Consider the following 26,453-nt stretch of genomic DNA (forward strand, 5'->3'; position numbering starts at 1 on the left):
CGGAGGGCGAGGCCGGATGGGTCTGTTCGAGACGATGCAGGGGCGTTCCACGCCGGTCCGGGCCGGGGTGATCGGCGCCGGGACGTTCGCGACGATGTTCCTGCACCAGGCCGCCCGGGTGCCGAACCTGCAGGTCAGCGCCGTCGTGGACCTGTCGGAGGACCGCGCCCGCGCTGCGCTCGGCACCGCCGGGCTCACCGGGGTCCGGGTCGCGACCACCGCCGACGCCGTGCTGGGCGCCGACGACGTGGACGTCGTCGTCGAGGCGACCGGGTCACCCGTCGCCGGTGCGGCGCACGCGCTCGCCGCGATCGAGGCCGGGCAGCACGTCGTGATGGTGACCGTCGAGGCCGACGTGCTCGTCGGGCCCGTCCTCGCCGCCCGCGCGGCCGAGCGCGGCGTCGTCTACACGATGGCCTCCGGCGACCAGCCCGGCCTGATCTGCGAGCTCGTCGACTGGGCCCGGACGAACGGCTTCGACGTCGTCGCCGCGGGCAAGGGCACCAAGTACCTGCCGGAGTACCACCGCTCCACCCCGGAGACCGTGTGGGGCCACTACGGCTTCACCCCGGAGCACGCGGCCGCCTCCGGGCTCAACCCGGTCATGTTCAACTCCTTCCTCGACGGCACCAAGTCCGCGATCGAGATGGCCGCGGTCGCCAACGCGACCGGCCTGCTCCCGCCCGGCGACGGCCTGGCCTTCCCGCCCGCGGGCACCGACGACCTGCAGTCGGTGTGCGTCCCGCGCGAGGCGGGCGGCGTGCTGGAGCGCGCCGGCACCGTCGAGGTGGTGTCGTCGCTGCACCGCGACGGCAGCCCGGTGCAGCGCGACCTGCGCTGGGGCGTCTACGTGACGCTGGAGGCACCGAGCGACTACGTCGCGACCTGCTTCGCGAACTACGGGCTGCGCACCGACCCGTCCGGGCGCTACACCGCGATGTACCGGCCGTACCACCTCATCGGCCTGGAGCTGGCGCAGAGCGTCTGCGCCGCGGGGGCGCGCGGGGCGGACTCGGGGTCGCCGCGGGGCTGGGTCGCCGACGTCGTCGCGACCGCGAAGCGCGACCTGTCCCCCGGCGACACCCTCGACGGCGAGGGCGGCTCGACCGTGTACGGCGTCGTCCGCCCGGCCGCGGCCTCGCGCGCCGGCGGGTTCCTGCCGATCGGCCTGGCCGAGGGGCTGGTGCTGCGCCGCGCGGTCGCGGCGGGCTCGCCGGTGTCGCGCGACGACGTCGGGCCGGCGACCGGCACCGGGGTCGCGCACCGGCTGCGGGCCGAGCTCGAGGCGCGGTGAGCACGCCCGCGTCGCTCGGCGGCGACCTCACGACCCATCCCGGTCTCGGCGACGCCGCGGCCGGCCGGATCCGCGACCTGATCCTGGCCGGCGAGCTGCGCGACGGCGACCGGCTCGTCGAGCGCGAGCTCGCCGACCGGCTCGGGACCAGCCGCGGCCCGGTCCGCGACGCCCTGCGCCGCCTCGACGCCGAGGGCCTGGTCGTGCTGCTGCCGCGGCGCGGCGCCCGGGTCGCGACGCTGACCGCCGACGACGCCGAGGAGATCATCGCCCTGCGCGCGGCCACCGAGCCGCTGGCCGTGCGGGCGCTGGCGACCGTCGGCTCGCCCGCGCACGCCCGCGAGCTGGGCCGCATCGTCGGGGACCTGCAGGCCGCCTGCGCCGCCCGGGACAGCGCGGCCGCGGTGTCGCTGGACTTCGCGCTGCACCGGCGGATCCACGAGCTCTGCGGGCGCCGGCGGCTGCTGCACACCTGGGAGACGATCTCGGCCCCGCTGCAGCACGTCTTCCGGCTCTCCCGCGACCTCTACGACGACCTGGGCGACATCGCCGACAGCCACCGCACGCTGCTCGACGACATCACCTCCGGCGACCCGGCCCGCGCCGAGGCCGCCGCGCGGGCCCACGTGACCCGCTTCGGACCGGAGCTGCTGCGGCGGATGCCGCGCGAGGAGGGGGACCAGTGACAGAGCCGTCACGCACCACCGGGCAGGGCGCCCCGGCCGCACCGACCATGTCGGCGCGCCGGATCGCCGTCGCGAGCTTCATCGGCACGGCCATCGAGTTCTACGACTTCTACATCTACGGCACCGCCGCGGCGCTGGTCTTCGGCTCGCTGTTCTTCCCCGACCTCGACCCGCTGACCGGCACGCTCGCCGCGTTCGCGACCTTCGGCGTCGGCTTCGTCGCCCGCCCGGTGGGCGCGGTCGCGTTCGGGCACTTCGGCGACCGGGTCGGGCGCAAGGCGACGCTGGTCGTCTCGCTGCTGACGATGGGGGTCGGCACCGTCGCGATCGGGCTGCTGCCCACCTACTCCTCGATCGGGCTGGCCGCGCCGCTGCTGCTGGTGCTGTGCCGGTTCCTGCAGGGCTTCGGCCTGGGCGGCGAGTGGGGCGGCGCCGTGCTGATGGCCACCGAGCACGCGCCCGCGGGCCGGCGCGGCCTGTACTCCAGCTTCCCGCAGGTCGGCCCGGCCGTCGGGTTCGTCGTCGCGAGCAGCGTCTTCCTCGCCCTGTCCGCGGGCCTGACCGACGAGCAGTTCGCGGCCTGGGGCTGGCGGGTGCCGTTCCTGGCCAGCGCGGCACTGGTGGTCGTCGGGCTCTACATCCGGCTGCGGATCGCCGAGACCCCGGTGTTCGAGAAGGCGATGCGCGAGCAGGAGCGGGAGAAGGCCCCGGTCGCCGAGGTCGTGCGCCGCCAGCCCCGCTCGCTGCTGCTGGCGACCGGCGGGATGGTCGTCACGCACACGATCTTCTACACGGTCACCACGTTCAGCCTGTCCTACGGCACCACCGAGCTCGGCCTGTCCCGCACGACGCTGCTGGTCGCGGCCATGGTCGCCGCCGCGGTGATGGGCGTGGCCACCCCGGTGCTGGCGGTCCTGTCCGACCGGGTCGGACGCCGGCGCGTCTGCCTGTGGGCCTGCGCGCTGGCCGTGCTGTGGGCGTTCCCGCTGTTCTGGCTGATCGGGACCGGCGACGGGATCCTGATCGCGGTCGGCTTCTCGGTCGCGATGATCGCCTTCGCCGGCGTCTTCGCCCCGATGGGCGCCTTCCTGCCCGAGCTGTTCGCGACGCGCTACCGCTACACCGGCGCCTCGATCGGCTACAACGCCTCCAGCATCGTCGGCGGCGGCATCACCCCGCTGCTGGCGACCAGCCTGGTCGCCTCGACCGGCGCGTCCTGGCCGGTCTCGCTGCTGATCGCGGGCCTGGCGGCGGTGTCCGGGCTGTGCGTGTGGGGCCTGCACGAGACCCGCACCGCCGACCTGGGCGACGCGGCGGCCTTCACCCGCTGAGCGCACCGGCCCGGCGACCGCGGGCCCCGCGCGGGCCCGCGGTGCCGGGTGCTCAGTCGCTGCGCGCCCACCCCGTGCTGCGCTGCACCGCCCGGCGCCAGTTGTCGTGCTCGCGGCGGCGCAGGGCGGGGTCCATCGCGGGCTCCCAGGCCGCGGCGCGGTGCCAGTTGCGGCGCAGGACCTCCGGGTCCGACCAGTACCCGACGGCGAGCCCGGCCGCGTAGGCCGCGCCGAGGGACACCGCCTCGGACCCCAGCGGCCGCTCCACCGTCAGGTCGAGCACGTCGGCGACGCACTGCATGAGCAGGTGGTTCGCCGTCATGCCGCCGTCGACCTTCAGCCGGGTCACGGGCAGGCCGGAGTCGGCGTTCATCGCGTCGAGGACCTCGCGGGTCTGCCAGGCCGTCGCCTCCAGCACGGCGCGGGCCAGGTGCCCGCGGTGGATGTAGGAGGTCAGCCCGACGATGACGCCGCGCGCGTCGGGGTACCAGTGCGGGGCGTAGAGCCCGGAGAAGGCGGGGACGACGTAGCAGCCTCCGTTGTCCGGGACGCTCGCCGCGAGGGTCTCGATCCGGGCCGCGCTGGAGATCATGCCGAGGGCGTCGCGGAACCACTGGACCAGCGATCCCGTCATCGCGATCGAGCCCTCCAGGGCGTACACCGGCTCGCTGCCGAGCAGGTAGCCGACGGTCGGGATCAGCCCGGCCTCCGAGCTCGCGATCCGCGAGCCCGTGTTCTTGAGCAGGAACGCGCCGGTGCCGTAGGTGCACTTCGCCTCGCCGGGCGCGAAGCAGGTCTGCCCCACCAGGGCCGCCTGCTGGTCACCGAGCGCCCCGGCGACCGGGACGCCGTCGAGGATGCCGACGCAGCGGCCGTACACCCGGGCGTTGGGCACGATCTGCGGCAGCATCGCCCGCGGGACCCGCAGCGCCGCGCAGAGCGCGTCGGACCACTCGCACGTGCGCAGGTCCATGAGCATCGTGCGGCTGGCGTTGGTGACGTCGGTGACGTGCACCCCGCCGTCGGGCCCGCCGGTCAGCTTCCAGATCAGCCAGGACTCCATCGTCCCGAACAGCACGTCGCCGCGCTCCGCGCCGTCGCGGGCCCCGGGCACGTGGTCGAGCAGCCACTGCAGGCGCGGCCCCGCGAAGTAGGTCGCCGGCCCGAGCCCGCTGACCCGGGCCCAGCGCGCGGCGTCGGCGTCGGCGGCGAGCCCCGCGACGATGTCGCCGGTGCGGGTGTCCTGCCAGGTGATCGCCCGGGCCAGCGGGGTGCCGGTGCGCCGGTCCCAGATCACCGTGGTCTCGCGCTGGTTGGCGATGCCGAGCGCCACGACGTTCTCCGGGCCCAGCCCGGCCCGGCGCAGCGCCGCCGGCACCACCCGGGTCACCGACCGCCAGATCTCCGACGCGTCGTGCTCGGCCCGCCCGGGGCTCGGGAAGTGCTGGCGGTGCTCGCGCTGGGCGACGGCCACCATCCGCCCGGAGCGGGTGAACAGCAGGCAGCGCGTCGACGTCGTCCCCTGGTCGATCGCGGCGACGACCCGTTCGTCGGGTCCCCCGTTCCTCACGTCAGCCCCTCCAGCCCGTCGGCGATCTCCGCCGCCGCCGCGACGAGCTCCACGACCTGCTCGGGCCGGGCGCGGCCGTCGGCGGTGAACAGCTCCTCGACCGGCGCCCCGATCCCCAGCGCCGCCACCGTCAGCCCGCCGCCGCTGCGCACCGGCACCGCGAGCCCCCCGGTGCCGGGCTCCCAGCCGCCGGTGTCCGAGGCCCAGCCGCGCCGCCGCGTCGCCGTGACCTCGCGCGCCAGCGCCGCCGGGTCGGTGACCGTCGCCCGCGTCCAGGCCTCCAGCGGGTCCGTCGCCCGCACCGACGCCGGCGCGAACGCCAGCAGGCACTTGCCCCACGCCGTGGCGTGCAGCGGCTGGGTGGTGTTGGTGCGCAGCCGCTGCGGGCTGTCGTCGGGCCGGAACACGTGGTGCACCAGGTCCACACCGGACCCGGTCGCCGACGGCACCCCGAGGTAGACCGCGCACCCGGTCGCCGCCGCCAGCGCGTCGGCCCAGTTCATCGCCCGGGCCCGCAGGTCGTGCCGGTCCCACGGGGTGCCGAGCCGGCCCAGGTCCTCGCCGAGCAGGTAGCGGCCCGACGACGGGTCCTGCGCGACCAGGCCCTCCTCGCGCAGCGTGCGCAGCAGCCCGTGCGCGGTCGGGCGCGGCAGGTCCAGCGCCGCCGCCAGCTCCGCCAGCGCCAGCGGCCGGCCCGCCCCGCCGAGCAGGCGCAGCAGCGCCGCCGCCCGTTCGACCGACTGGATGCCCCGTGCCACGCCGCCGATCCTAGGCCGGACGGAGCATCCGGGGATTCGATCATGGGTATTCCGACCCGCATCGTTCGACATCGTCGAACGCATCGCGTTGCCCAGCGGGATCGGTGTCCCTAGCGTCCCGGACCACGGCGGGGCCGCCCGGTCCCGTGAGGGGGACTCACCAGAAGGGGGTTCGATGACGAACTCCGAAGCGAGTACGGACCGGCCGGCGGCCACCGCGCGGTCGAAGGAGCCGTCGCTGTTCGGCGAGCTGAGCGCCGAGTTCGCCGGCACCTTGATCCTCATCCTGTTCGGTGTGGGCGTCGTGGCCCAGGTCGTGACGACACCGGACGGCTCCAAGGGCGCCTACGACTCGATCGCGTGGTCGTGGGGCTTCGGCGTGATGCTGGGCGTCTACGTCGCGGGCCGGATCTCCGGCGCGCACCTCAACCCGGCGGTCACCCTGGCCCTGGCCGTCTACGACGGGTTCCCGTGGCGCAAGGTCGGCCCGTTCGTCCTGGCCCAGACCCTCGGCGCGTTCGTGGCAGCGCTGATCGTGCGGGTCACCTACGCCGACAAGATCCGCGCGGTCGACCCCACGCTGACCGAGTCCAAGGGCATCTTCTCGACGTTCCCGGCCGACCCGGTCTCGATCCCGACCGCGTTCCTGGACCAGATCGTCGGTACCGCCATCCTGGTCTTCGTGATCATGGCGCTGGTCCACCCGCGCAACAAGGGCCCGCTGGCCAACATGACGCCGTTCATGATCGGCATCCTGGTCGTCGGCATCGGCATGGCATGGGGCGCGAACGCCGGCTACGCCATCAACCCCGCCCGTGACTTCGGCCCGCGCCTGGCGTCGTGGATCACCGGGTACGACGGCGCCTGGGTCACCGGCGACGGGACGCCGTACTGGTGGCTGCCGATCATCGCGCCGCTGATCGGCGGGCTCGTCGGCGGCGGGCTGTTCAAGCTGCTCATCGACCGCTACATCCCGGCCGAGGACGCACCTCAGGAGGTCGGGCGGGTCTGACCCGCTCCGGCACACGCACCTGCACCGACCCCCACTCCAAGGAGAGCTCAATGGCCGAGTTCGTCGGCGCCGTCGACCAGGGCACCACCTCCAGCCGCTTCATGATCTTCGATCACGGCGGCAACGAGGTCGGGCGCCACCAGCTGGAGCACGAGCAGATCCTGCCGCAGGCCGGCTGGGTCGAGCACGACCCGATCGAGATCATCGAGCGGACCAGCACCTGCCTGCAGCAGGCGCTCACCAAGACCGGCCTGTCCGCGTCGGACCTGGCCGCGCTGGGCATCACCAACCAGCGCGAGACCACCGTCGTGTGGAACCGGCGCACCGGGCGGCCGTACTACAACGCGATCGTCTGGCAGGACACCCGCACCGACCGGATCGCAACCGCACTGGACCGCGACGGCCGCGGCGACGTGATCCGCCGCAAGGCAGGCCTGCCGCCCGCCACGTACTTCTCCGGCGGAAAGATCCAGTGGATCCTGGAGAACGTCGACGGCGTCCGCGAGGCCGCCGAGAACGGCGACGCGGTGTTCGGCAACACCGACACCTGGGTCATCTGGAACCTGACCGGCGGCACGAACGGCGGCCTGCACGTCACCGACGTCACCAACGCCAGCCGCACCATGCTGATGGACCTCGAGACCCTGCAGTGGGACGACGAGCTGCTCGGCTTCTTCGGGATCCCGCGCCAGATGCTGCCCGAGATCAAGCCGTCGTCGTCGGCGACGGCCTTCGGGACGACGCTGGCGAACGGCCCGCTCGGCGGCGAGGTGCCGATCACCGGCGACCTGGGCGACCAGCAGGCGGCGACCGTCGGCCAGGTCTGCTTCGCCCCCGGCGAGGCGAAGAACACCTACGGCACCGGCAACTTCATGCTGCTCAACACGGGCACCGAGCTGGTCCGCTCGGAGTCAGGGCTGCTGACGACGCTGTGCTACCAGTTCGAGGGCGAGCGCCCGGTCTACGCGCTGGAGGGCTCGATCGCGGTCACCGGGTCGGCCGTGCAGTGGCTGCGCGACCAGCTGGGCATCATCTCCGGCGCCTCGCAGTCCGAGGCGCTGGCCCGCCAGGTCGAGGACAACGGCGGTGTCTACTTCGTGCCGGCGTTCTCCGGGCTGTTCGCCCCGTACTGGCGCTCCGACGCCCGCGGCGCGATCGTCGGGCTGTCGCGGTTCAACACCAACGCGCACCTGGCCCGGGCCACGCTGGAGGCGATCTGCTACCAGTCCCGCGACGTCAGCGACGCCATGACCAAGGACTCCGGGGTCACCCTGGAGACGCTGAAGGTCGACGGCGGCGTCACCGAGAACGAGCTGTGCATGCAGATCCAGGCCGACGTCCTGGGCGTGCCGGTCTCGCGTCCGGTGGTCGCCGAGACCACCGCGCTCGGTGCGGCCTACGCGGCCGGTCTGGCCGTCGGGTTCTGGAAGAACACCGACGAGCTGCGGGAGAACTGGAACGAGGCCCGCCGCTGGGAGCCGACCTGGTCGCAGGAGCAGCGCGACGAGGGCTACGCCCGCTGGAAGAAGGCGGTCGAGCGGACCCTGGACTGGGTCGACGTCGAGTGAGGCCGTCCCGGTGTCGCCCTCACCACACGTGGGGGCGACACCGGGCACACCCGCGCTCGGACGGGCGTTCACCGGGTAGTCCCCAGCACGAGCACGAACCACTCAGGAAGGTCTGATCATGAAATCGGTGGCGCTCTCCCCGGAGGCCCGTACCGCGGCGCTGCAGGCGATGGGCGACCGCGAGCTGGACGTGCTCGTCGTCGGCGGTGGCGTCGTCGGCGCCGGAGCCGCGCTCGACGCGGCCACCCGCGGCCTGTCGGTCGGCCTGGTCGAGGCCCGCGACTTCGCCTCGGGCACCTCCAGCCGTTCCTCCAAGCTCGTCCACGGCGGCCTGCGCTACCTGGAGATGCTCGACTTCCGGCTGGTCGCCGAGGCCCTGCAGGAGCGGGGCCTGCTGATCCAGCACCTGGCGCCGCACCTGGTGCGCCCGGTGCCGTTCGTCTACCCGCTGACCCACCACGTCTGGGAGCGGTTCTACGCCGGCGCCGGCGTCGCCCTCTACGACACCCTCGGGCTGCTGTCCGGCCGGGCCCGCGGCCTGCCGCACCACCGCCACCTGACCCGCCGCGGGGCGCGCCGGGTCGTGCCGTCGCTGCGCAAGGACGCCCTGGTCGGTGCCCTGGAGTACTACGACGCCCAGGTCGACGACGCCCGGCACACGATGGAGATCGCGCGCACCGCCGCGGCCTACGGCGCGCACGTGGCGACCCGGGCGCGGGTGGTCGGGCTGCTCAAGGACTCCGGGCGCGTGATCGGCGCGACCGTGCAGGACCTGGAGTCCGGCGAGCGGATCGACGTCCGCGCGAAGCAGGTCATCAACGCGACCGGCGTCTGGACCGACGAGACCCAGGGGTTCGCCGGCGAGCGCGGCAAGTTCAAGGTGCGCGCGTCCAAGGGCATCCACCTGGTCGTCCCGCGCGACCGCATCCGCGGCGACGCCGGCCTGATCCTGCGCACCGAGAAGTCCGTGCTGTTCGTCATCCCGTGGGGCCGGCACTGGATCATCGGCACCACCGACACCGACTGGGACCTGGACAAGGCGCACCCGGCGGCGAGCGCGGCCGACATCGAGTACCTGCTCGACCACGTCAACGCGGTGCTGGAGCAGCCGCTGACCCACGAGGACGTCGAGGGCGTCTACGCCGGTCTGCGCCCGCTGCTGCACGGCGAGTCCGAGGCCACCTCGAAGCTGTCGCGCGAGCACGCCGTCGCCACCCCGGTGCCGGGCCTGGTCGTCGTCGCGGGCGGGAAGTACACGACCTACCGCGTGATGGCCCGCGACGCCGTCGACGCGGCCGTGCACTCGCTCGACGCGAAGGTCCCGGCCTCGTGCACCGAGAACGTGCCGCTGCTCGGCGCGCAGGGCTACACCGCACTGCGCAACTCCACCCACCAGCTGGCCGCGCGCAGCGGGCTGCACCCGGTGCGGATCGAGCACCTGCTCGGCCGCTACGGGTCGCTGATCGACGAGGTCCTCGACCTGGTCGTCGAGGACCCGACGCTGGCCGAGCCGCTCACCGGCGCCGAGGACTACCTGCGGGCCGAGGTCGTCTACGGCGCCTCGCACGAGGGCGCCCGGCACCTCGAGGACATCCTCGCCCGCCGCACCCGGGTCTCGATCGAGACCTTCGACCGCGGCGTGGGGGCCGCCGAGGAGACCGCGAAGCTGGTCGCCCCGGTGCTCGGCTGGAACGACGAGCAGATCGCCCGCGAGGTCGACCACTACGTCAAGCGGGTCGAGGCCGAGCGGGAGAGCCAGAAGATGCCCGACGACGCCACCGCCGACGCCGCCCGCCTGGGCGCGCCGGACGTGGTCCCGGTCAGCGGCTGACACCCACCCCCGTGGGCGAACCCGAGCGGACCCCGGACGGGCGCTACATCGTCGTCCGGGGCCGCCGCTGGCGTGCCGCCGACCCCGAGCTGCCCGACGACGTCCGGGCCGAGCTGCAGCGCCACCTCGGCCGGGCGCGGGCGGAGGTGGGCGCCGGCCGGCGCACCGGCGACGACGACCGCGTCGCCGCCGCGCGCGAGCGGGTCGGCGTCGCCAAGCACGGCCTCGGCGAGCGCGGGACGCCGTGGTGGGAGCTCGACCCCGGCGAGCGCCGCGACCGCTGGGAACGGGCCCTGCGCGACCTGTCCTGAGATCCCGTCACCGACGAGGACCGGACCTGTCCGCATCCGCCCCTAGTGTCGTGGGTGTCGGACCGGGAGCAGCCCGGTCCGCGACACGCAGGAGGCGGAACCGGATGAACGCGACCCAGGACACCAGCACGCTCACCGGCGAGCGGGCGGAGCTGATCGCCACCCTGGAGCGCCACCGCGGCTTCCTGCTGCAGACCGCGCAGGGGCTCACCGAGGACCAGGCGCGCACCACGAGCACGGTGAGCGCGCTGACGATCGCCTCGCTGCTCAAGCACGTCGCGGACACCGAGGAGCAGTGGTTCCGCTTCGCGGTCGAGGGGGCGGGGGCGTTCGGCGGCACCGACGCCTACGACGGCTCCACCGACTGGGACGCCGTCGACGCCGAGGCCGAGGCGAACGGCGGCGACTGGGCCGCATCCGGCGAGGAGTGGGTCGACACCCGCTTCGTGCTCGCCGACCACGAGACGCTGGAGCACCTGCGGGCCCGGGTCGAGCAGGTCGCCGCCCGCACCGAGGAGGTCCTGCGCACCGCGGACCTGGACACCGCGCACGCGCTGCCGGTCGCCCCGTGGTTCGAGCCGGGCGTGTCCTGGTCGGTGCGCCGCGTCGCGATCCACATGCTCGCCGAGATCAGCCAGCACGCCGGGCACGCCGACATCATCCGCGAGGCGATCGACGGGCAGCGCACGATGGGCTGAACCGGGCACTAGCGTGGCGGGGGTGGTGACCCCGCTGCCGACCCGGCTCGTGACCCTGTCCGACATCGAGACGGCGGCGGAGCGGATCGCCGGAGGCGTCGTGCGCACCCCGACCGTCCCCTCCCCCGGGCTGTCCGCGGCCCTCGGCGCGCCGGTGCTGCTGAAGCTGGAGCACCTGCAGCGGGCCGGGTCGTTCAAGCCGCGCGGGGTGCTGGCCAAGCTCGCGTCGCTGACCGGGGCCGAGCGCGCCGCGGGCGTGGTCGCGGTGTCGGGCGGCAACCACGGCCTCGCCGTCGCCGAGGTGGCGGGGGCGGCGGGGGTGGACGCGGTCGTCGTCATGCCGGAGAACGCCCCGGTCCGGTCGGTCACCGCGGCCCGCGCCGCCGGCGCCGACGTGCGGCTCACCGCCGACATCGCGTCCGCGTTCGCGCTGGCCGGGGACCTGCAGCGGGCCGGCCGGACGCTGGTGCACCCGTTCGACGACCCGGTGATCGTCGCCGCGCAGGGCACCGTCGGGCTGGAGCTGGCCCGCGACGCCGTCGCCCTCGGCGAGCCGCCGACCGACGTGCTGGTCTCGATCGGCGGCGGCGCGCTGGTCTCCGGGGTCGCCGCCGCGGTCGGCGCGCTGCTGCCGGGCACCCGGGTGTGGGGCGTGGAGACCGTCGGCGCCGAGGCGATGTCCGCGGCGCTGGCCGCGGGGGGCCCGACGCCCGTCACGATCACCTCGGCGATCACCACGCTGTCCGCGCCGTCGGCGTCGCAGCTGACCCACGACCACGTCCGCGCCCTGGTGCACGAGGTCCTCGTCGTCGACGACGCCGAGGCCGTCCGCGGCACGCTCACCCTCGCCGAGCGCGCCGGGATCTGGGCCGAGCCGGCCGCGGGCTGCCTCGTCCCGGCCGCCCGCCGGGTCGTCGGGCGGCACCCCGGCGCCCGGCTCGCACTGGTCGTCTGCGGCGCGAACGCCGACGTCGGCGACGTGGTCCGCGCCGCCGCCCGGCCGTGATCACCGGTGGTGGAGCGCGGCGTCCGCGAGGCGGGCGTGTCGCTCCGCGACCGGCGATCACCGCGGGATGACCGGGTGCGGCCGGCGCGTTGACCCGGGTGTGGAGCGCACCGGGGTCGTGGTGGTCGGCGCGGGTCAGGCCGGCCTGTCCGCGGCGGCCGGGCTGCGGCGCGGCGGGCTGGAACCGGGCCCGGGCTTCGTGGTGCTCGACGGCGAGGACGGCCCCGGCGGGGCGTGGCGGCACCGCTGGCCGACGCTGCGGATGCGCACCGTCAACGGGATCCACGACGTCGCCGGGGTCCGCTCCGGCTTCGACGGGCCCGGTGCCGACCCCGACCGGCCCGCGCGCGACGCCGTCCCCGCCTACTTCGCCCGGATCGAGGACGAGCTGGACCTGCGGGTGCTGCGCCCGGTGCACGTCCGCCGGGTGTCCGACGCCGGCGGGCCGCTCGCCGTCGACACCGACCGCGGCACCTGGCTCACCGACCACCTGGTCAACGCCACCGGCACCTGGACCCGCCCCTTCCGGCCCACCCCGCCGGGGCTCGACACCTTCGCCGGGTGGAGCCTGCACGCCCGCGCCTACCCCGGCCCCGAGGCGATGGCCGGCCGGCGGGTCGTCGTGGTCGGCGGCGGGATCACCGCGGTGCAGCTGCTGCTGGAGATCGCCCCGTACGCGGCCGCCACGACGTGGGTGACACGGCGGCCCCCCGAGTGGCACTCCGGGCCCTTCGACGCGGCACGCGGGCGGGCGGCCGTCGCCCGTGTCGAGGAGCGCGTGCGCGCGGGGCTGCCGCCGCGCAGCGTCGTCGGCGTCACCGGGCTGGGGCTGACGCCCGAGGTGCGGGCCGGGATCGCGAGCGGCGTGCTGCACCGGCGCCCCGTGTTCGCCCGGGTCGTGCCGGACGGCGTCGTGTGGGACGACGGCACCCACGAGCCGGCGGACGTGCTGCTCTGGGCGACCGGCTGGCGTCCGGCGCTGGGCCACCTCGCGCCGCTGCGGCTGCGCGGGCCGGGCGGCGGGATCGTGCTGGGCCCGCCGCTCGACACCGGCGTCGTCGCGGACCCGCGGGTGCACCTGGTCGGCTACGGGCCGTCGGCGAGCACGATCGGGGCGGACCGGGCCGGTCGCGCGGCGGCCCGCGCGGTGCTGGCGCGGCTACCCGTCGCGGCCGGCGCCTGAGGGATCCGCGGCCTCCCGCCGCAGCAGCAGGTACTCCCGCACGACCATGACGATGATCGCGATGTCGAGCGCGGCGAGGAACGGCAGCACGACCGAGTGCGTGTGCCAGGCGTGCACGAGCTCGTAGACGACGAACACCGCCAGGATCAGCACGGCGGGCGGGTAGGCCGGGCGCCAGCGGGTCAGCAGCGCGGCGACCAGGCCGAGCTTGAGCACCCCGTGCAGCCCGAGGTAGACGATGACGAAGGTCCGGTCCCCACCGGCGAAGCGGTCGACGCCCTCGGTCAGGTGCCGGGCCAGCGTCCCGTCCGGCGGGCCGACCAGGTCGCGGGCGAGGATCTGCGCGACGACCCGGTGCAGCCAGTCCCCCGACACCAGCACCAGCGCGACGGCGCCGAGGAGCTCGGCCGCGCCGTCGATCCCCTTCACCACGAGCGCGAGCCGGAACAGCTGCTCGGTGCGGCGGGCGGCGGGCGTCGTCACCGTCGGGCCGGCGGTCACCGGGTGATCCCGGTGTGCCCGAGGGAGTACCGGCCGGGCTGCGGCCACACGCACAGCCCGTGCGGGCCGTCGCCGACGGGGATGCGCCGGATCAGGTGGCCGTCCGCGGTGGAGAGCACGTACACCTCCCGGTCGTAGCGCCCGGACAGCCACAGGGTCCGGCCGTCGGCCGAGACGTTACCCATGTCCGGGCTGGCCCTCCCGGGGATCGTCCAGAGCGCCCTGCTCGCGCCGGTGCGCGCGTCGAGCACCGACACGCTGCCGGCGTGCCGGTTGGTGACGTAGAGCTCGCGCGCGTCGCGGGACAGGTAGAGCCCGTGCGCCCCGGCTCCGGTCGGGATCTCGCGGAGCACCCGGGTCGCGGCGCCGTCGAGCACCCACAGGCCGTTCTCCTCGGAGTCGGCGATCCAGAACACCGACCCGTCCGGGGCGAGCTTGATGTCCTGCGGGCCCATCGTCGTGTGGCGCACCGGCATGTCGATCATGCGGAGCAGCCGCCGCCCCGGGACGTCGACGACGGCGACCCGCCCGGCGAACTCGCAGGTGAACACCGCCGTCCGGCCGTCGGGGGTGAAGTCGGCGTGGTCGATGCCTGCGCAGTCCGGCGTCGCGATCTCGGTCTGGCGGGCCCAGGTGTGCGGATCGTAGAAGACCAGCTTCCTGCGCTCCTCGGCGACCGAGATCGCCGAGACCCCGTCCGGGGTGAAGTACATGTTGTACGGGTCCTCGACCGGGATGTCCCGGCCGGGGAGCCCGGTCCGCGGGTCGAACGGGGTGATCTTGTTCGTGGTGTCGTCGGTCGCGTAGAGGGTGCGCATGTCCCAGGACGGGACGACGTGCTGCAGCTCCCCGCCGAGGCGGTGGGTCCCGACGGTCGCGTAGGTGGCCGGGTCGATGACGCGGACCTCGCCGGAGCGCGTGTGCGGCACGTAGACCAGGGGCTTCGCGGCGCGGGCGGCGTCGGACAGCATGTTCGCGCCGGCGGCGGCGTCGACGTTGCCGGGGTCGGTGACCGGCGGCATGCCGGGCAGGCCGGCGGGTACGGGCGACCCGCCCGGCGTCGCGCCCGGGGACCCGGTCGGCGCCGCGTCCGGGGCGGGGGCCGCCCCGCCACCGCCGGAGCAGCCGGAGACGAGCACGGTCACGAGGACGGCGACGACGGCCGTGAGGACGAGCAGCACGCGGCGCACGGGAGGCCTCCGGGTCGGGTGGGTCATGACGGGGCCAGCAGCCGGGTCGCGGTGACCGCGCGCAGACCGCGGGCGTCGAGGTCGTCGAGGACGGCGGGCAGCGCGGCGAGCGTGCCGGGGTGCCCGAGGTGCATGCTCACGACGCTGCCGGGCCCGGCCGTGCGCACCCGGGTCGCGACGGCGGTGGGCCCGGGGTCGGCGAAGTCGCGGGAGTCGACGTCGTAGGACAGGGTCACGGGGTACCCGGCGGCCGCGGCGAGCCGGCGCACCAGCGGGGTCGCGTGCCGGGCCTGCGAGGGCCGGAAGAACGCGCCGGGCCCGCCGGTGGCCGCGGCGATCGCGTCGCGGCAGCGTTCGATCTCGGCCCGGGCGGCGGCCTCGCCGAGCCCGTCGACGTCGCCGTGGGACCAGGTGTGGTTGCCGAGCTCGTGACCGAGCCCGGTGACGACCCGGGCGGCGTCGGGGTCGCCCGCCAGCCAGGTCCCGACGGCCAGCACGGTCACGGCGGCACCCCGGTCGTGCAGCAGCCCGAGGACCTGCCGGGCGAGCCCGGTGTCGCCCGCGCCGTGGAAGGTGAGCGCGACCTCGGGGCGGCCGGTCGCGGCGTGGTCCACCTCGGTGCCGTCCGGGTCCGCCGTCGCCGGGGCGGGCGGTGTGCGCGACGATGCGGGCTCCGGCGCGGCCGGCGCGGCCGGGCCGGACGGTGCCGGGGCGGGCGGGCCGGCGCACCCCCCGGCCGCGGCGAGCAGGGCCGCGGCGGCCGCCGCGCGCAGGACGTCGCGCCGGGTCGTCCCGGCGCCCGGACCGGGGTCCGGCGCTCCCGCTCGCCACCTCACGCGCCGGACTGTAGACCCCCTCCGAGCTGGGAATTCCTTTACCCGAGGGAGGATCGGGACGGACCGGACGACCCGGGCGGGACCGTGGCGCGAACCGTCGCCGCGGGACTATTCTCATTAGCGATGCTCAACAAATCGGAGACCGGCGACCGGTACAAGTGGGTCGCCCTGTCGAACACCACCATGGGCGTGCTGATCGTGACGATCAACATGTCGATCCTGCTGATCGCCCTGCCCGACATCTTCCGCGGCATCGGCATCGACCCGCTGGCGCCGCAGAACATCGACTACCTGCTGTGGCTGATCATGGGCTACCTGGTCGTCACCGCGGTGCTCGTCGTCAGCTTCGGACGCCTCGGCGACATGTACGGCCGCACCCGGATGTACAACCTGGGCTTCGCCGTGTTCACGGTGTTCTCGGTGCTGCTGGCCGCGACCTGGATGCAGGGCGACGCGGCGGCGGTGTGGCTGATCGCGATGCGGGTGCTGCAGGGTGTCGGCGGGGCGCTGCTGCTCGCGAACTCGACCGCGATCCTCACCGACGCCTTCCCCGTGCACCAGCGCGGTCTGGCCCTGGGCATCAACTCGGTCGCCGCGATCGCGGGCTCCTTCCTCGGGCTCGTCGTCGGCGGGGTGCTGGCCCCGGTGAACTGGCACCTGGTGTTCCTGGTGTCGGTGCCGGTCGGGGTGTTCGGCACCGCGTGGGCCTACGCCCGGCTGCGCGACACCGGCGAGCGCCGGGCCGCGCGGATCGACTGGTGGGGCAACGTCACGTTCGCGGTCGGGCTGGTCGCCGTCCTGATGGGCATCACCTACGGCATCCAGCCCTACGGCGGCGACGTCATGGCCTGGACCAGCCCGCTCGTCCTCGGCCTGATCGGCGGCGGGATCGTGGTGCTCGGGGTGTTCACCTGGATCGAGCGCCGCGTCCCGGACCCGATGTTCCACGTGTCGCTGTTCTCGATCCGCGCGTTCACCGCGGGCAACGTGGCCAGCCTGCTCGCCGCGCTCGGCCGCGGCGGCCTGCAGTTCATCCTGATCATCTGGCTGCAGGGCATCTGGCTGCCCGAGCACGGCTTCCCGTTCGAGACGACGCCGCTGTGGGCCGGCATCTACATGGTCCCGCTGACGATCGGGTTCCTCGTCGCCGGTCCGGTGTCGGGCATCCTGTCCGACCGCTACGGCGCCCGGGCCTTCGCCACCGTCGGGATGGTCGGGGCGGCCGCCACGTTCCTGGCGCTGCTGCTGCTCCCGGTCGACTTCGACTACCGCGCGTTCGCGGCGCTGCTGGCGCTCAACGGTCTGGCGATGGGCCTGTTCAGCTCCCCCAACCGCGCCGCGATCATGAACGCGCTGCCCGCGCACCAGCGCGGCGCCGGGGCGGGCATGACCTCGACCTTCCAGAACGCGGCGACCGTGCTCTCGATCGGGGTGTTCTTCTCGCTGCTCATCGCGGGCCTGTCGACGACGCTGCCCGGCGCCCTGCACGACGGGCTCGTCGCCCAGGGCGTGCCGGAGCTCGCGGCGGACCGCGTCGCGGCCCTGCCGCCGGTCGGCATCCTGTTCGCCGCGCTGCTGGGCTACAACCCGATCGCGACCCTGCTCGGCCCGCAGGTGCTGGGCACGCTGGCGCCCGCGCAGGCCGCCTACCTGACGGGGCGGCAGTTCTTCCCGCAGCTGATCTCCGGCCCGTTCGCCGACGGGCTGACCTTCGCGCTCGGGTTCGCGGCACTGGCCTGCCTGGTCGCCGCGGTCGCGAGCGCGCTGCGCGGCGGGAAGTACCACCACGTCGACGAACAGGCACCCGCGCCGCTGCCCGCCCGGGGCTGACCCCGGGCGGGCACGGCCGGGTCAGCCCGCGGCGACCTCGCTGCCGTCCTGGCTCCAGCGGGTGTGGAACTTCCCGTCGGCGTCGGTGCGGGCGTAGGTGTGCGCGCCGAAGTAGTCGCGCAGGCCCTGGATGAGGTTGGCCGGGCCGCGCTCGCGGCGGTAGCCGTCGTAGTAGGACAGGCTGGAGGAGAACGCGGGGATCGCGACGCCCTGCTCGGTCGCGGTCACCACGACCCGGCGCCACGCGTCCTGCGCGTTCGCGACGGCCTCGGTGAAGTACGGGACCATCAGCAGGTTGTCCAGGTCCGGGTGCGACTCGTAGGCCTCGGTGATCCGGTTGAGGAACTGCGCGCGGATGATGCAGCCGCCGCGCCAGATCCGGGCCATCGCGCCGAGGTCGAGGTCCCAGTCGTTGGCGCGGGAGGCGGCACGCATCTGCGCGAAGCCCTGGGCGTAGGCGACGACCTTGGACGCGTAGAGCGCCTGGCGGATGTCCTCGACGAGCTCGTCGCGGTTCGCCCCCGAGCCCGGGGTCGGGCCGCCCAGCGTGGTCGAGGCCTCCCTGCGCTCGTCGCGCAGGTTGGACAGCGTGCGGGCGAACACGGCCTCGGTGATCCCGGTCAGCGGGACGCCGAGGTCGAGGGCGTCGATGGCCGTCCAGCGGCCGGTGCCCTTCTGCTCGGCCTGGTCGACGATGACGTCGACCAGCGGCTTCCCGGTCCGCTCGTCGGTCTTGGCGAGCACGATGCCGGTGATCTCGATGAGGAACGACTCGAGGTCGCCGGTGTTCCACTCCTCGAAGATCTTCCCGATCTCCGGTGCGGAGAGCCCCGCGACGTGGGTGAGCAGGTCGTAGGCCTCGGCGATGAGCTGGATGTCGGCGTACTCGATGCCGTTGTGCACCATCTTCACGTAGTGCCCGGCGCCGCCGGGGCCGACGTGGGTGCAGCACGGGGTGCCGTCGACGTCCGCGGCGATCGCGGTGAGGATCTCCTCGACCTCGCCGTAGGCCTCCTGCGGGCCGCCGGGCATGATGCTCGGCCCGTTGAGGGCGCCCTCCTCGCCGCCGGACACGCCGATGCCCATGAAGCGCAGGCCTCGCTCCTCGCAGTACGCGGCGCGGCGGTCGGTGTCGGGGAAGTGCGAGTTCCCGGCGTCGATGATGATGTCGCCGCGGTCGAGCAGCGGCGCGAGCTCGTCGATGACGGCGTCGACCGGCTTGCCGGCCTTCACCATGACGACGATCTTGCGCGGGGTCTCCAGCGCGTCGACGAACTCCTGCAGCGACTCGGTGCCGGTGAAGGCGCCCTCGTCGCCGTAGTCCTTCATGAACTCGGTGGTCTTCGCGGTGGTGCGGTTGTGCACCGCCACCGGGAAGCCGCGGCGGGCCATGTTGCGGGCCAGGTTCGCGCCCATCACCGCCAGTCCGGTGACCCCGATCCGGCTCTTCTCCGCCATCGTGCGTCCTCCCTGTCCGGCGCCGTCGTCCGGCGCGCGCTGCTGTCCGGCCGTGGGCCGGCGTCCCCGGGGGGACGGTCCGACGACCATCCTGGCCCCCGGGTACCCGGCCCGCAGCGGGCGGTGCCTGTCCGGTCGGTCACCCCCGCGCGCGCTCAGCTCCCGAGGAAGTCGACGAGCAGCGCGCTCGCCGCCTCCGGTGCCTCCTCCGGGATCCAGTGCCCGGCACCGGCGACGACCTCGTAGCGGAAGTCGTCGACGAACTCGCCGGAGCGGCGCATCTGGGACTCGGTCAGCGCGAGGTCGCCGTCGCTCCACACGCCCATCACCGGCACCCGCACCGGCGGCAGCGTCGGGGCCGCGACCGGCACGAACGTGGCCGGGTCGATGTTGGCGCGGTACCAGTTCAGCGACGCCGTCAGCGCACCCGGGCGGGACAGGTCGGCGATCTGGCGGGCCGGCAGCGGGTGCCCCTCGGGGAACGGTGCGTGCATCCAGGAGCGCAGGAACGCCCAGTCGTCGGCGGGCATGACCTGCTCGGCGACGCCGGGGAACTGGAACCACAGCATGTACCAGGACATCGACTTCTGGCGCATGCCCGCCGTCGCGAAGGCCACCGGGTGCCCCACCGAGAACGCCGCGTAGCGCGACACCCGCGGCGAGGCCAGCGTCACCGCCCAACCCAGCGAGGCGCCCCAGTCGTGCCCGGCGAGGGCGAACCGGTCCACGCCGAGCGCGTCGGCCACGCCGAGGACGTCGGCGACCAGCGCGCGCATCCGGTAGTGCTCGGGCTCGGCGGGCCGGTCGGAGTCCCCGAACCCCCGCAGGTCCGGGACGATCACGCGGTGCCCGGCGGCGGCGAGCGCCGCGGCCTGGTGGGTCCACAGCGTCGCCCGGTCCGGCCAGCCGTGCAGCAGCAGGACGGGCGGACCGTCGCCGCCGGTGTCGTGGACGGACAGCGTGATCTCGGGCAGCGTCGTGCCGGGGACCGTGACGCGCTGCGGGGCGGGGAGGCTCATGGCCCGACCGTAGCCCCGTCCCGCCGGCTGGGACGGGCCGCACGCAGGGCCCGCGGCCGGGGTGACACTGGGCCGATGGCCCGCAGCGACGCGACGTCGACCCCCGCACCGCCGCGCGACGACCGGGACGGCCGCGCCGTGCCGGTCGGCGTGATCGGCCTGGTGGGCGGCGTGGTCGGCGGGCTGATCGGCGGCGGGAGCGGAGTGCTGTTCGTGCCCGCGCTCGACCGGTTCACCACGATGACCCGGGCCCGCATCCACGGCTCGTCGACGATCGCGAACATCGGGGTCTGCGTGGCCGGCGCGGCCGCCTACGCGGTCGGCGGCGGCGCGCTGGACCTGCGGACCGGGGCGGGGCTCATCGTCGGGGGCACGCTCGGCGGGTGGGTCGGGCCGAAGCTGCTCGCCCGGGCCCCGGAGACCCTGCTGCGTGCGCTGCTGGTCGCGATCCTGGTGCTGACGGCGGCCAAGCTGCTCGTCGACGCCCTGGGCCTGCCGCTGCTCGCCGGGGCGATCGTGCCGGCGTCGCTGGTCGGCGACCCGTGGTTCCTGTACCCGACGGCCACCGTCGTCGGGCTCGTGATCGGCGCCTGGGCGGGCGCGATGGGGCTCGGCGGCGGGCTGCTCGCGGTGCCGGCGATGGTGCTGCTGTTCGGCACCGACCTGCACGTCGCGGCGGGGACCTCGCTGCTGATGTTCATCCCGAACTCGATCGTCGGGACGGTGGTGCACCTGCGCCAGGGCACCGCGTCCGGGCGGTGGGGCACCGTGCTCGCGGTGACGGCGGCCCCGGGGACCGTCGCGGGGGCGGTGCTGGGCCTGTCGCTGGACGCGGTCGTGCTCGGCCTGGTCTTCGGGACGTTCGCGACGGCGATGGCCGTGCGCGAGACCGCGGGCCTGATCCGCCGCCGGCGGGGATGACAGGTGCGCAGGACCGCGGGGAGGCGCTACCCTGCGGGGTGCGCTCAGAACCCGAGAACGTAGGCCTGCACCTCAAGTATAGCACCATGGGCAAGACTCCGGACAGCCCCCGGTCCGGGTACGAGGCGGAGCTCGCCGCCGAGACCGGAACCCTCCGCCACCTGCACGCCCTGCTCGACGAGGAGCTCGCCGACGCCCGCGACCGCGTACGGGGCGCGCAGGCCGAGCGGGCCGGCGAGCAGCTCAGCGCCCGCTGGGAGCGCGACGTGACGGTGCACCGCGCCGCCGACCGGGTCCGGTCGCTGACCGCGGCGCGCGCCGGGCTCTGCTTCGGCCGCCTCGACCACGCCGACGGCGCCCCGCCCGTCCGGATCGGGCGGATCGGGCTGACCGACCCGGCCGACGGCGAGAGCGCGCTGCTCGACTGGCGGGCACCGGCCGCGCGGCCGTTCTACTGCGCGACGCCGGTGACCCCGCTCGGGGTCGTGCGCCGCCGGCACTACACCGTCGCCGGCACCGCGCCGCACGAGCGCGTCGCCGACTTCCACGACGACCTGCTCACCACCGACGTGCCGGACCCCGGCGACGGGCTGTCCGCCTCGGACCCGGCCCTGTACGCGGCGCTGACCGCGCCGCGCGGCACCCGGATGCGTGACATGGTCACGACCATCCAGGCCGAGCAGGACGAGATCATCCGGCTGCCGCTGGCCGGAACGGTGGTCATCGAGGGCGGCCCGGGGACGGGCAAGACCGCCGTCGCGCTGCACCGGGTGGCCTACCTGCTGCACACCCACCGCGACCGGCTGGCGCGCAGCGGGGTGCTCGTCGTCGGGCCGAGCGCCGGGTTCGTGCACCACGTGGGCGGCGTGCTGCCCGCGCTCGGGGAGTCCGCGGTCGTGTTCACCACCCCGGGGCGGCTGGCGCACGGCGTCGTCGCCACCGCCGCCGACCCGCCGGAACAGGCCCGGACCAAGGGCGGGGCGCACATGGTGGAGGTGCTGCGCCGCGCCGTCGCCGACCGCCAGGAGCTCCCCCGCCGGCCGATCGCGATCGCCCTGGACGACGTCACCGTCGAGATCGACCACGGGCTCGCGGCCGAGGCCCGCAGCCGGGCCCGGGCCGGCGGCCTGCCGCACAACGCCGCCCGCGCCACCTTCCGCGACACCCTCGGCCGCCTGCTCGTCGACCGGGGCCTGGAGCGCCTGGAGGCCGGGCTCGAGGACCCGCCGGAGCTGGCCGCGCTGCTCGCCGGGCTCGACCTGCCCGAGATCGAGCCGGCCGGCGCGGCCGAGGTGTCCTCGGAGATGCGCGCCGAGCTGCGCGACGCCGTGCGGACCGACCCGCGCTTCCACGCGGCCGTCGAGCGGCTGTGGCCGCTGCTGACCCCGCAGCGCGCGCTCGCCGAGCTCTACGCCGACCCGGACCTGCTGGCCTCCGCCGGCGGCGGGCGGGACCTCACGGCGCTGCACCGCACGCCGGGGGCGCCGTGGACGATCGCCGACGCCCCGCTGCTCGACGAGCTCGCCGAGCTGCTCGGACCGCTGCCCGACGAGGCCCCCGCCCCCGACGACGGGCCGGACAGCGCCTACGCCGCGGAGGTGCTGACCGTGCTGGAGTCCGCCGACCGCACCCTCGCCGGGGAGGACCCCGACGAGCTGCGCCCCACCGACTTCGTCACCGCGGACATGCTCGCGCAGCGCCACGTCGCGGGGGTGCCGCTGACCGTGGCCGAGCGGGCGGCGGCCGACCGGGACTGGCGCTACGGGCACCTCGTCGTCGACGAGGCGCAGGAGCTGTCGGCGATGGACTGGCACGTGCTGCTGCGGCGCTGCCCGTCGCGGTCGGTCACCGCGGTCGGCGACCTCGCCCAGCGCAGCGCGCCCGCCGGGGCCCGGGCCTGGGAGGACGTGCTCGCCGGGCACCTCGCCGAGCGCTGGACCCACCGCACGCTGACGGTGAACTACCGGACCCCGGCCGAGATCATGGACGCGGCGGCGCAGGTGCTCGCGTCCTACGCCCCGGACCGGCGCCCGCCGGAGTCGGTGCGCAGCACCGGGGAGCCGCCGCGGACTGTCGCCGTCGCCGACGGCGGGCTCGCCGCGGCCGTCCGGGACGCGACCGCGGCGGCGCGCGCGGCCGCCGGGCGCGGCACCGTCGCCGTCATCGCCCCGGACGGCACCGACGTCGGCGACCCCGGGGCACCGGTCCACACCCCGGTGTCGTCGAAGGGCCTAGAGTTCGACGCCGTCGTCATCGCCGCGCCGGAGCGCATCCGGGACACCGACCCGGCCGACCTCTACGTCGCGATGACCCGTGCGACGCAGCGGCTGTGGCTGGTGGGGTGAGTCAGAACGCCGGCCACGGGATCGCCGGGCCGTAGCCGTCCGGGCCGGGGAAGCGCGGCTCGGCGAGCAGGTGGTCGATCCGGGAGCGCAGCGCCGCGACCTCCCGGCGGGTGACGTGCTCGCCGAGGGTGTCGGCGAACTCGCCCGCCAGCCGGGCGCGCAGCTCCTTCAGCACGGCCGTGTGCTCCTCGCCGAGCTCGTCGCCGACCCAGCCCCACAGGACGGTGCGCAGCTTCGGCTCGGTGTGCAGGGTGAGACCGTGGTCGACGCCGTAGACCTCGCCGTCGCCGGCGAGGATCACGTGCCCGCCCTTGCGGTCGGCGTTGTTGACCACGACGTCGAACAGGGCCATCGCGCGCAGCTGCGGGTGGTCGGCGTGCACCAGCACGACCGGGTCCCCGGCGCCGTCGCGGGCGCGGAGCACCGGCAGCCAGCCGCCCGGGATCTCGTGCGGCTCGCACAGCTCGACCAGGGACTCGGTGGCGAGCCGGATGGTCTCCTCGGTGAGGTCGCCGTCCAGCTCGTCGCCGGTGTCCGCGGGGTCGGTGAGCGCGCTCTCGTCGCCGGAGGAGACCCAGGCCTGCACCATGCCGGGCCCGAACGGGGCCTCCTCGCGCAGCACCGTCGGGGGCACCACGTGCAGGCCCGAGGTCTCGGAGACCAGGTAGGCGCCGACCTCGCGCCCGGCCAGCGTGCCGTCCGGGAAGTCCCACAGCGGCCGCTCGCCGCGCACCGGCTTGTAGACGCAGCGCAGCTCGACGCCGTCGAGGGCGACGGTGCCGAACAGGGTGGCGTTGGAGGCGTCGACCATCCGCCCGGTGATGTCCATGCGGCCCCGGGTCAGGACCTCGGACACGGCGGGGTCGCGCAGGTCGAGCGTCACTCCGTCCCGGCCACGGGGTTGCGGTCGTGGTAGCCGTTGAGCCGCACGCAGACGTGACCCGCGGGGTCGAGCGGCTCGGCGCACAGCGGGCACGGGGCCCGGCCGGCGTCGACGACCTTCTCCGCGCGCTCGGCGAACGCCTTGGCCGCGGTCGGGGACAGGAACACGCGCAGCGCGTCCGGCCCCTCCTCGGTGTCGTCGAGGACGACGGACTCGTCGACCTCCTCCTCGGTCACCGCGAGCAGCTCGACGACGATCGAGCTGGAGTCGGCGTCCCAGCCCAGGCCCATCGTGCCGACCCGGAACTCCTCCTCCAGGGGCACGTCGAGCGGGTCCGCGTCGGGACCGCCGCCGGTCGTGCCCTCCAGCAGGTTGTCCTCGCCGAAGCGCTTGGACACCTCGCCGAGCAGCGCGGTGATGCGCTCGGCCAGCACCGAGACCTGCTGTTTCTCCAGCAGCACGCTGATCGTGCGCGAGCTCTCGATCGCCTGCAGGTAGAAGGCGCGATCGCCGGGCTCGCCGACGGTCCCGGCCACGAAGCGGTCGGGTCGGCGGAAGACGTGGATGACGCGTGCCATGACCCTTCCCAGGGTAGGCGAGTACGGCGACGGCGGCATCCCCGCGGTCCGCCGGCGGTGCCGCCACCAGCGACGATGCGAGGTGGATCACCTCACCTCACGCGTTGGTGGCGCCCCCGACCACGGCGTCGGAGGCGTGCGCCTGCTCGCCGTCCTGCTTCGGCTTCGGCACCAGGCTCGCCACGTCGCCGGACTGCTCGTTCATCCGGGCGACGAACGGGCGCAGCTCGGTGTAGCTCACGACGCTCACCGAGCAGGTGTCGACGACGATCCGCTGGAAGTTGTCCAGGTGGCAGGCCAGCGCGTCGGCCAGCACGGCCTTGATGACGTCGCCGTGGCTGCAGGCGAGCACGATCGCGTCCTCGCCGTGCTCGGCGCGGGCCGCGGCGACGTGGCGGCGCACCGCCGCGACCGCGCGGGCCTGCATCCCGGCCAGGGACTCGCCGTCGGGGAACGCGGCCGCCGACGGGTGCGCCTGGACCACCTTCCAGAGGTCCTCGCCGAGCAGGTCGGTGATCTTCCGCCCGGTCCAGGACCCGTAGTCGACCTCGGCCAGGTCCTGCTCGACGACCGGGGCCAGCCCGCGGGCCGCCGCCAGCGGGGCGACGGTCTGGCGGCAGCGCTCCATCGGCGAGGTCACGACCGCGGCGATCGGCAGCGCGGCGAGCCGCTCGACGACCGCCGCCGCCTGCTCGCGGCCGCGCTCGTCGAGCTCCACGCCCGGTGTGCGCCCGGCGAGGACGCCCGCGGTGTTCGCGGTGGACCGGCCGTGCCGCAGGAGGATCAAGGTCGTCACGCCGCCCGAGGCTACGTGAGCTAGTACGCGCTCACCGCTCCGAGGGACAGCGCGGCCAGCAGCGCGACGCCCAGCGCGATCCGGTAGGCGACGAACACGTAGACGGTGTTGTTCTCCACGAAGCGCAGCAGCCAGGCGATGACGGCGTAGCCGACGACGAACGCGACGAGCACCGCCACCAGCATCTGCACACCGGTGGGGCCGTCGCCGGCGAACACGTCGGGCAGCGTGAACAGCCCCGCGCCGAACACCGACGGGATGGCCAGCAGGAAGGAGAACCGCACGATCGCCGGGCGGGTCAGCCCCAGGAACAGGCCGGCGGTGATCGTGCCGCCGGACCGGGAGACGCCCGGGATCAGCGCCATGGCCTGCGCGAAGCCGAGCAGGATGCCGTCCTTCACCGAGATCTTGCCGATGGGGGTGACCTGGCGGCCGAACCGCTCGGCCAGGCCCAGCAGCACGCCGAAGACGATCAGCGTGGTCGCGACCAGCCACAGGTTGCGCGCGACGCCCTCGATCTGGTCCTTGAACAGCACACCGAGCACCGCGATCGGCACCGAGCCGATGATCACCAACCAGGCCAGCCGGTAGTCGTCGCTCGCGCGGACCTCGGCGTCGCGGAAGCCGCGCAGCCAGGTCGTGAACAGCGTCCAGATGTCGCGGGCGAAGTAGACGATCACCGCGGCCTCGGTCCCGAGCTGGGAGACGGCGGTGAACGCCGCACCCGGGTCGCGGCCGAAGAAGATCTCCGAGGCGATCCGCAGGTGCGCCGAGGACGACACCGGCAGGAACTCGGTCAGTCCCTGGATCAGTCCGAGGACGACGACCTCGAGCCAGCTCACGGTCGG

The 26,453-nt window shown here is 74.9% G+C and carries 24 protein-coding genes; 13 read left to right on the forward strand and 11 right to left on the reverse strand.

Annotated features, from left to right (window positions below; genetic code table 11):
* Nucleotides 1–16 precede the first annotated feature (16 nt).
* Genes WJX68_RS20290 through WJX68_RS20300 form a run of 3 tightly spaced genes read left to right on the forward strand, consistent with a single transcriptional unit; the run spans nucleotide 17 to nucleotide 3,311 of the window.
* Entirely contained in the window at nucleotides 17–1,294 is a 1,278-nt protein-coding gene (locus WJX68_RS20290) for an NAD(P)H-dependent oxidoreductase (protein WP_340293374.1), read from the forward strand.
* The gene (locus WJX68_RS20295) at nucleotides 1,291–1,980 is read left to right on the forward strand and encodes a GntR family transcriptional regulator (protein ID WP_340293376.1); all 690 of its coding nucleotides are present in this window, start codon (nucleotides 1,291–1,293) and stop codon (nucleotides 1,978–1,980) included. The genes WJX68_RS20290 and WJX68_RS20295 overlap by 4 nt, the downstream gene beginning before the upstream one ends.
* 47 nt (nucleotides 1,981–2,027) lie before the next feature.
* Entirely contained in the window at nucleotides 2,028–3,311 is a 1,284-nt protein-coding gene (locus WJX68_RS20300; RefSeq protein WP_340293477.1) for an MFS transporter, read from the forward strand.
* Between the two features lie 52 nt (nucleotides 3,312–3,363).
* Here the strand turns inward: WJX68_RS20300 and glpK (WJX68_RS20305) are convergent, their stop codons facing one another.
* The gene (gene glpK / locus WJX68_RS20305; protein WP_340293378.1) at nucleotides 3,364–4,881 is read right to left on the reverse strand and encodes a glycerol kinase GlpK; all 1,518 of its coding nucleotides are present in this window, start codon (nucleotides 4,879–4,881) and stop codon (nucleotides 3,364–3,366) included.
* Nucleotides 4,878–5,639 carry an IclR family transcriptional regulator gene (locus WJX68_RS20310; RefSeq protein ID WP_340293380.1) on the reverse strand — a complete coding sequence of 254 codons (762 nt, stop codon included), beginning with the start codon at nucleotides 5,637–5,639 and terminating at the stop codon, nucleotides 4,878–4,880. Before WJX68_RS20310 ends, glpK (WJX68_RS20305) begins: the two co-directional genes overlap by 4 nt.
* A gap of 175 nt (nucleotides 5,640–5,814) precedes the next feature.
* Between WJX68_RS20310 and WJX68_RS20315 the strand changes: the two genes are divergently transcribed.
* From WJX68_RS20315 to WJX68_RS20345, 7 genes are all read left to right on the forward strand, one after another.
* Nucleotides 5,815–6,651, forward strand: coding sequence for an MIP/aquaporin family protein (locus tag WJX68_RS20315; RefSeq protein ID WP_340293382.1), 837 nt, complete (start codon nucleotides 5,815–5,817; stop codon nucleotides 6,649–6,651).
* Between the two features lie 50 nt (nucleotides 6,652–6,701).
* Entirely contained in the window at nucleotides 6,702–8,219 is a 1,518-nt protein-coding gene (glpK, locus tag WJX68_RS20320) for a glycerol kinase GlpK (protein WP_340293383.1), read from the forward strand.
* Nucleotides 8,220–8,337: 118 nt separating this feature from the next.
* Nucleotides 8,338–10,050: a glycerol-3-phosphate dehydrogenase/oxidase gene (locus tag WJX68_RS20325; RefSeq protein WP_340293385.1), complete on the forward strand. Its 1,713-nt coding sequence runs from the start codon at nucleotides 8,338–8,340 to the stop codon at nucleotides 10,048–10,050.
* An 11-nt stretch (nucleotides 10,051–10,061) separates the two neighbouring features.
* A complete protein-coding gene (locus WJX68_RS20330; RefSeq protein ID WP_340293387.1) occupies nucleotides 10,062–10,361 on the forward strand; it encodes a hypothetical protein in 300 nt (99 codons plus the stop codon).
* A 104-nt stretch (nucleotides 10,362–10,465) separates the two neighbouring features.
* A complete protein-coding gene (locus WJX68_RS20335; RefSeq protein WP_340293389.1) occupies nucleotides 10,466–11,059 on the forward strand; it encodes a DinB family protein in 594 nt (197 codons plus the stop codon).
* 22 nt (nucleotides 11,060–11,081) lie between these two features.
* Entirely contained in the window at nucleotides 11,082–12,065 is a 984-nt protein-coding gene (locus tag WJX68_RS20340) for a pyridoxal-phosphate dependent enzyme (protein ID WP_340293392.1), read from the forward strand.
* Nucleotides 12,066–12,132: 67 nt separating this feature from the next.
* Nucleotides 12,133–13,248: a flavin-containing monooxygenase gene (locus tag WJX68_RS20345; RefSeq protein WP_422785743.1), complete on the forward strand. Its 1,116-nt coding sequence runs from the start codon at nucleotides 12,133–12,135 to the stop codon at nucleotides 13,246–13,248.
* Here WJX68_RS20345 and WJX68_RS20350 read toward each other — a convergent pair.
* Genes WJX68_RS20350 through WJX68_RS20360 form a run of 3 tightly spaced genes read right to left on the reverse strand, consistent with a single transcriptional unit; the run spans nucleotide 13,225 to nucleotide 15,775 of the window.
* Nucleotides 13,225–13,749 (reverse strand): DUF2127 domain-containing protein, encoded by a 525-nt coding sequence (locus WJX68_RS20350; RefSeq protein WP_340293398.1) that lies wholly within the window; start codon nucleotides 13,747–13,749, stop codon nucleotides 13,225–13,227. The genes WJX68_RS20345 and WJX68_RS20350 overlap by 24 nt on opposite strands.
* The gene (locus WJX68_RS20355) at nucleotides 13,746–14,930 is read right to left on the reverse strand and encodes a YncE family protein (RefSeq protein WP_340293401.1); all 1,185 of its coding nucleotides are present in this window, start codon (nucleotides 14,928–14,930) and stop codon (nucleotides 13,746–13,748) included. The genes WJX68_RS20350 and WJX68_RS20355 overlap by 4 nt, the downstream gene beginning before the upstream one ends.
* Nucleotides 14,931–14,962: 32 nt before the next feature.
* Entirely contained in the window at nucleotides 14,963–15,775 is an 813-nt protein-coding gene (locus tag WJX68_RS20360; RefSeq protein WP_340293404.1) for a polysaccharide deacetylase family protein, read from the reverse strand.
* Nucleotides 15,776–15,898: 123 nt separating this feature from the next.
* Between WJX68_RS20360 and WJX68_RS20365 the strand changes: the two genes are divergently transcribed.
* On the forward strand, nucleotides 15,899–17,605 hold the full coding sequence (locus WJX68_RS20365; protein WP_340293407.1) for an MFS transporter: 1,707 nt from the start codon (nucleotides 15,899–15,901) through the stop codon (nucleotides 17,603–17,605).
* A 21-nt stretch (nucleotides 17,606–17,626) separates the two neighbouring features.
* Here the strand turns inward: WJX68_RS20365 and gndA are convergent, their stop codons facing one another.
* Nucleotides 17,627–19,063, reverse strand: coding sequence for an NADP-dependent phosphogluconate dehydrogenase (gene gndA, locus WJX68_RS20370; RefSeq protein ID WP_340293409.1), 1,437 nt, complete (start codon nucleotides 19,061–19,063; stop codon nucleotides 17,627–17,629).
* Between the two features lie 155 nt (nucleotides 19,064–19,218).
* A complete protein-coding gene (locus tag WJX68_RS20375; protein WP_340293411.1) occupies nucleotides 19,219–20,082 on the reverse strand; it encodes an alpha/beta fold hydrolase in 864 nt (287 codons plus the stop codon).
* 75 nt (nucleotides 20,083–20,157) lie between these two features.
* On the opposite strand from WJX68_RS20375, the gene WJX68_RS20380 reads away from it, so the two are divergent.
* A complete protein-coding gene (locus tag WJX68_RS20380) occupies nucleotides 20,158–21,003 on the forward strand; it encodes a sulfite exporter TauE/SafE family protein (RefSeq protein WP_340293414.1) in 846 nt (281 codons plus the stop codon).
* An 86-nt stretch (nucleotides 21,004–21,089) separates the two neighbouring features.
* Nucleotides 21,090–23,348: a UvrD-helicase domain-containing protein gene (locus tag WJX68_RS20385; protein WP_340293417.1), complete on the forward strand. Its 2,259-nt coding sequence runs from the start codon at nucleotides 21,090–21,092 to the stop codon at nucleotides 23,346–23,348.
* A 1-nt stretch (nucleotide 23,349) separates the two neighbouring features.
* Here the strand turns inward: WJX68_RS20385 and WJX68_RS20390 are convergent, their stop codons facing one another.
* The 4 genes from WJX68_RS20390 to WJX68_RS20405 all read right to left on the reverse strand — a co-directional run bounded on the left by WJX68_RS20390 (nucleotide 23,350) and on the right by WJX68_RS20405 (nucleotide 26,447).
* On the reverse strand, nucleotides 23,350–24,231 hold the full coding sequence (locus tag WJX68_RS20390) for an SCO1664 family protein (RefSeq protein WP_422785744.1): 882 nt from the start codon (nucleotides 24,229–24,231) through the stop codon (nucleotides 23,350–23,352).
* Nucleotides 24,228–24,809: a DUF3090 domain-containing protein gene (locus WJX68_RS20395; protein ID WP_340293419.1), complete on the reverse strand. Its 582-nt coding sequence runs from the start codon at nucleotides 24,807–24,809 to the stop codon at nucleotides 24,228–24,230. The genes WJX68_RS20390 and WJX68_RS20395 overlap by 4 nt, the downstream gene beginning before the upstream one ends.
* A gap of 97 nt (nucleotides 24,810–24,906) precedes the next feature.
* A complete protein-coding gene (locus tag WJX68_RS20400) occupies nucleotides 24,907–25,605 on the reverse strand; it encodes a histidine phosphatase family protein (protein WP_340293421.1) in 699 nt (232 codons plus the stop codon).
* Nucleotides 25,606–25,625: 20 nt separating this feature from the next.
* Nucleotides 25,626–26,447, reverse strand: a complete 822-nt coding sequence (locus WJX68_RS20405; protein ID WP_340293424.1) for an undecaprenyl-diphosphate phosphatase — start codon at nucleotides 26,445–26,447, stop codon at nucleotides 25,626–25,628.
* Nucleotides 26,448–26,453 lie beyond the last annotated feature (6 nt).

The organism is Pseudonocardia spirodelae, from assembly GCF_037727765.1.
GTDB classification, from domain to species: domain Bacteria; phylum Actinomycetota; class Actinomycetes; order Mycobacteriales; family Pseudonocardiaceae; genus Pseudonocardia; species Pseudonocardia spirodelae.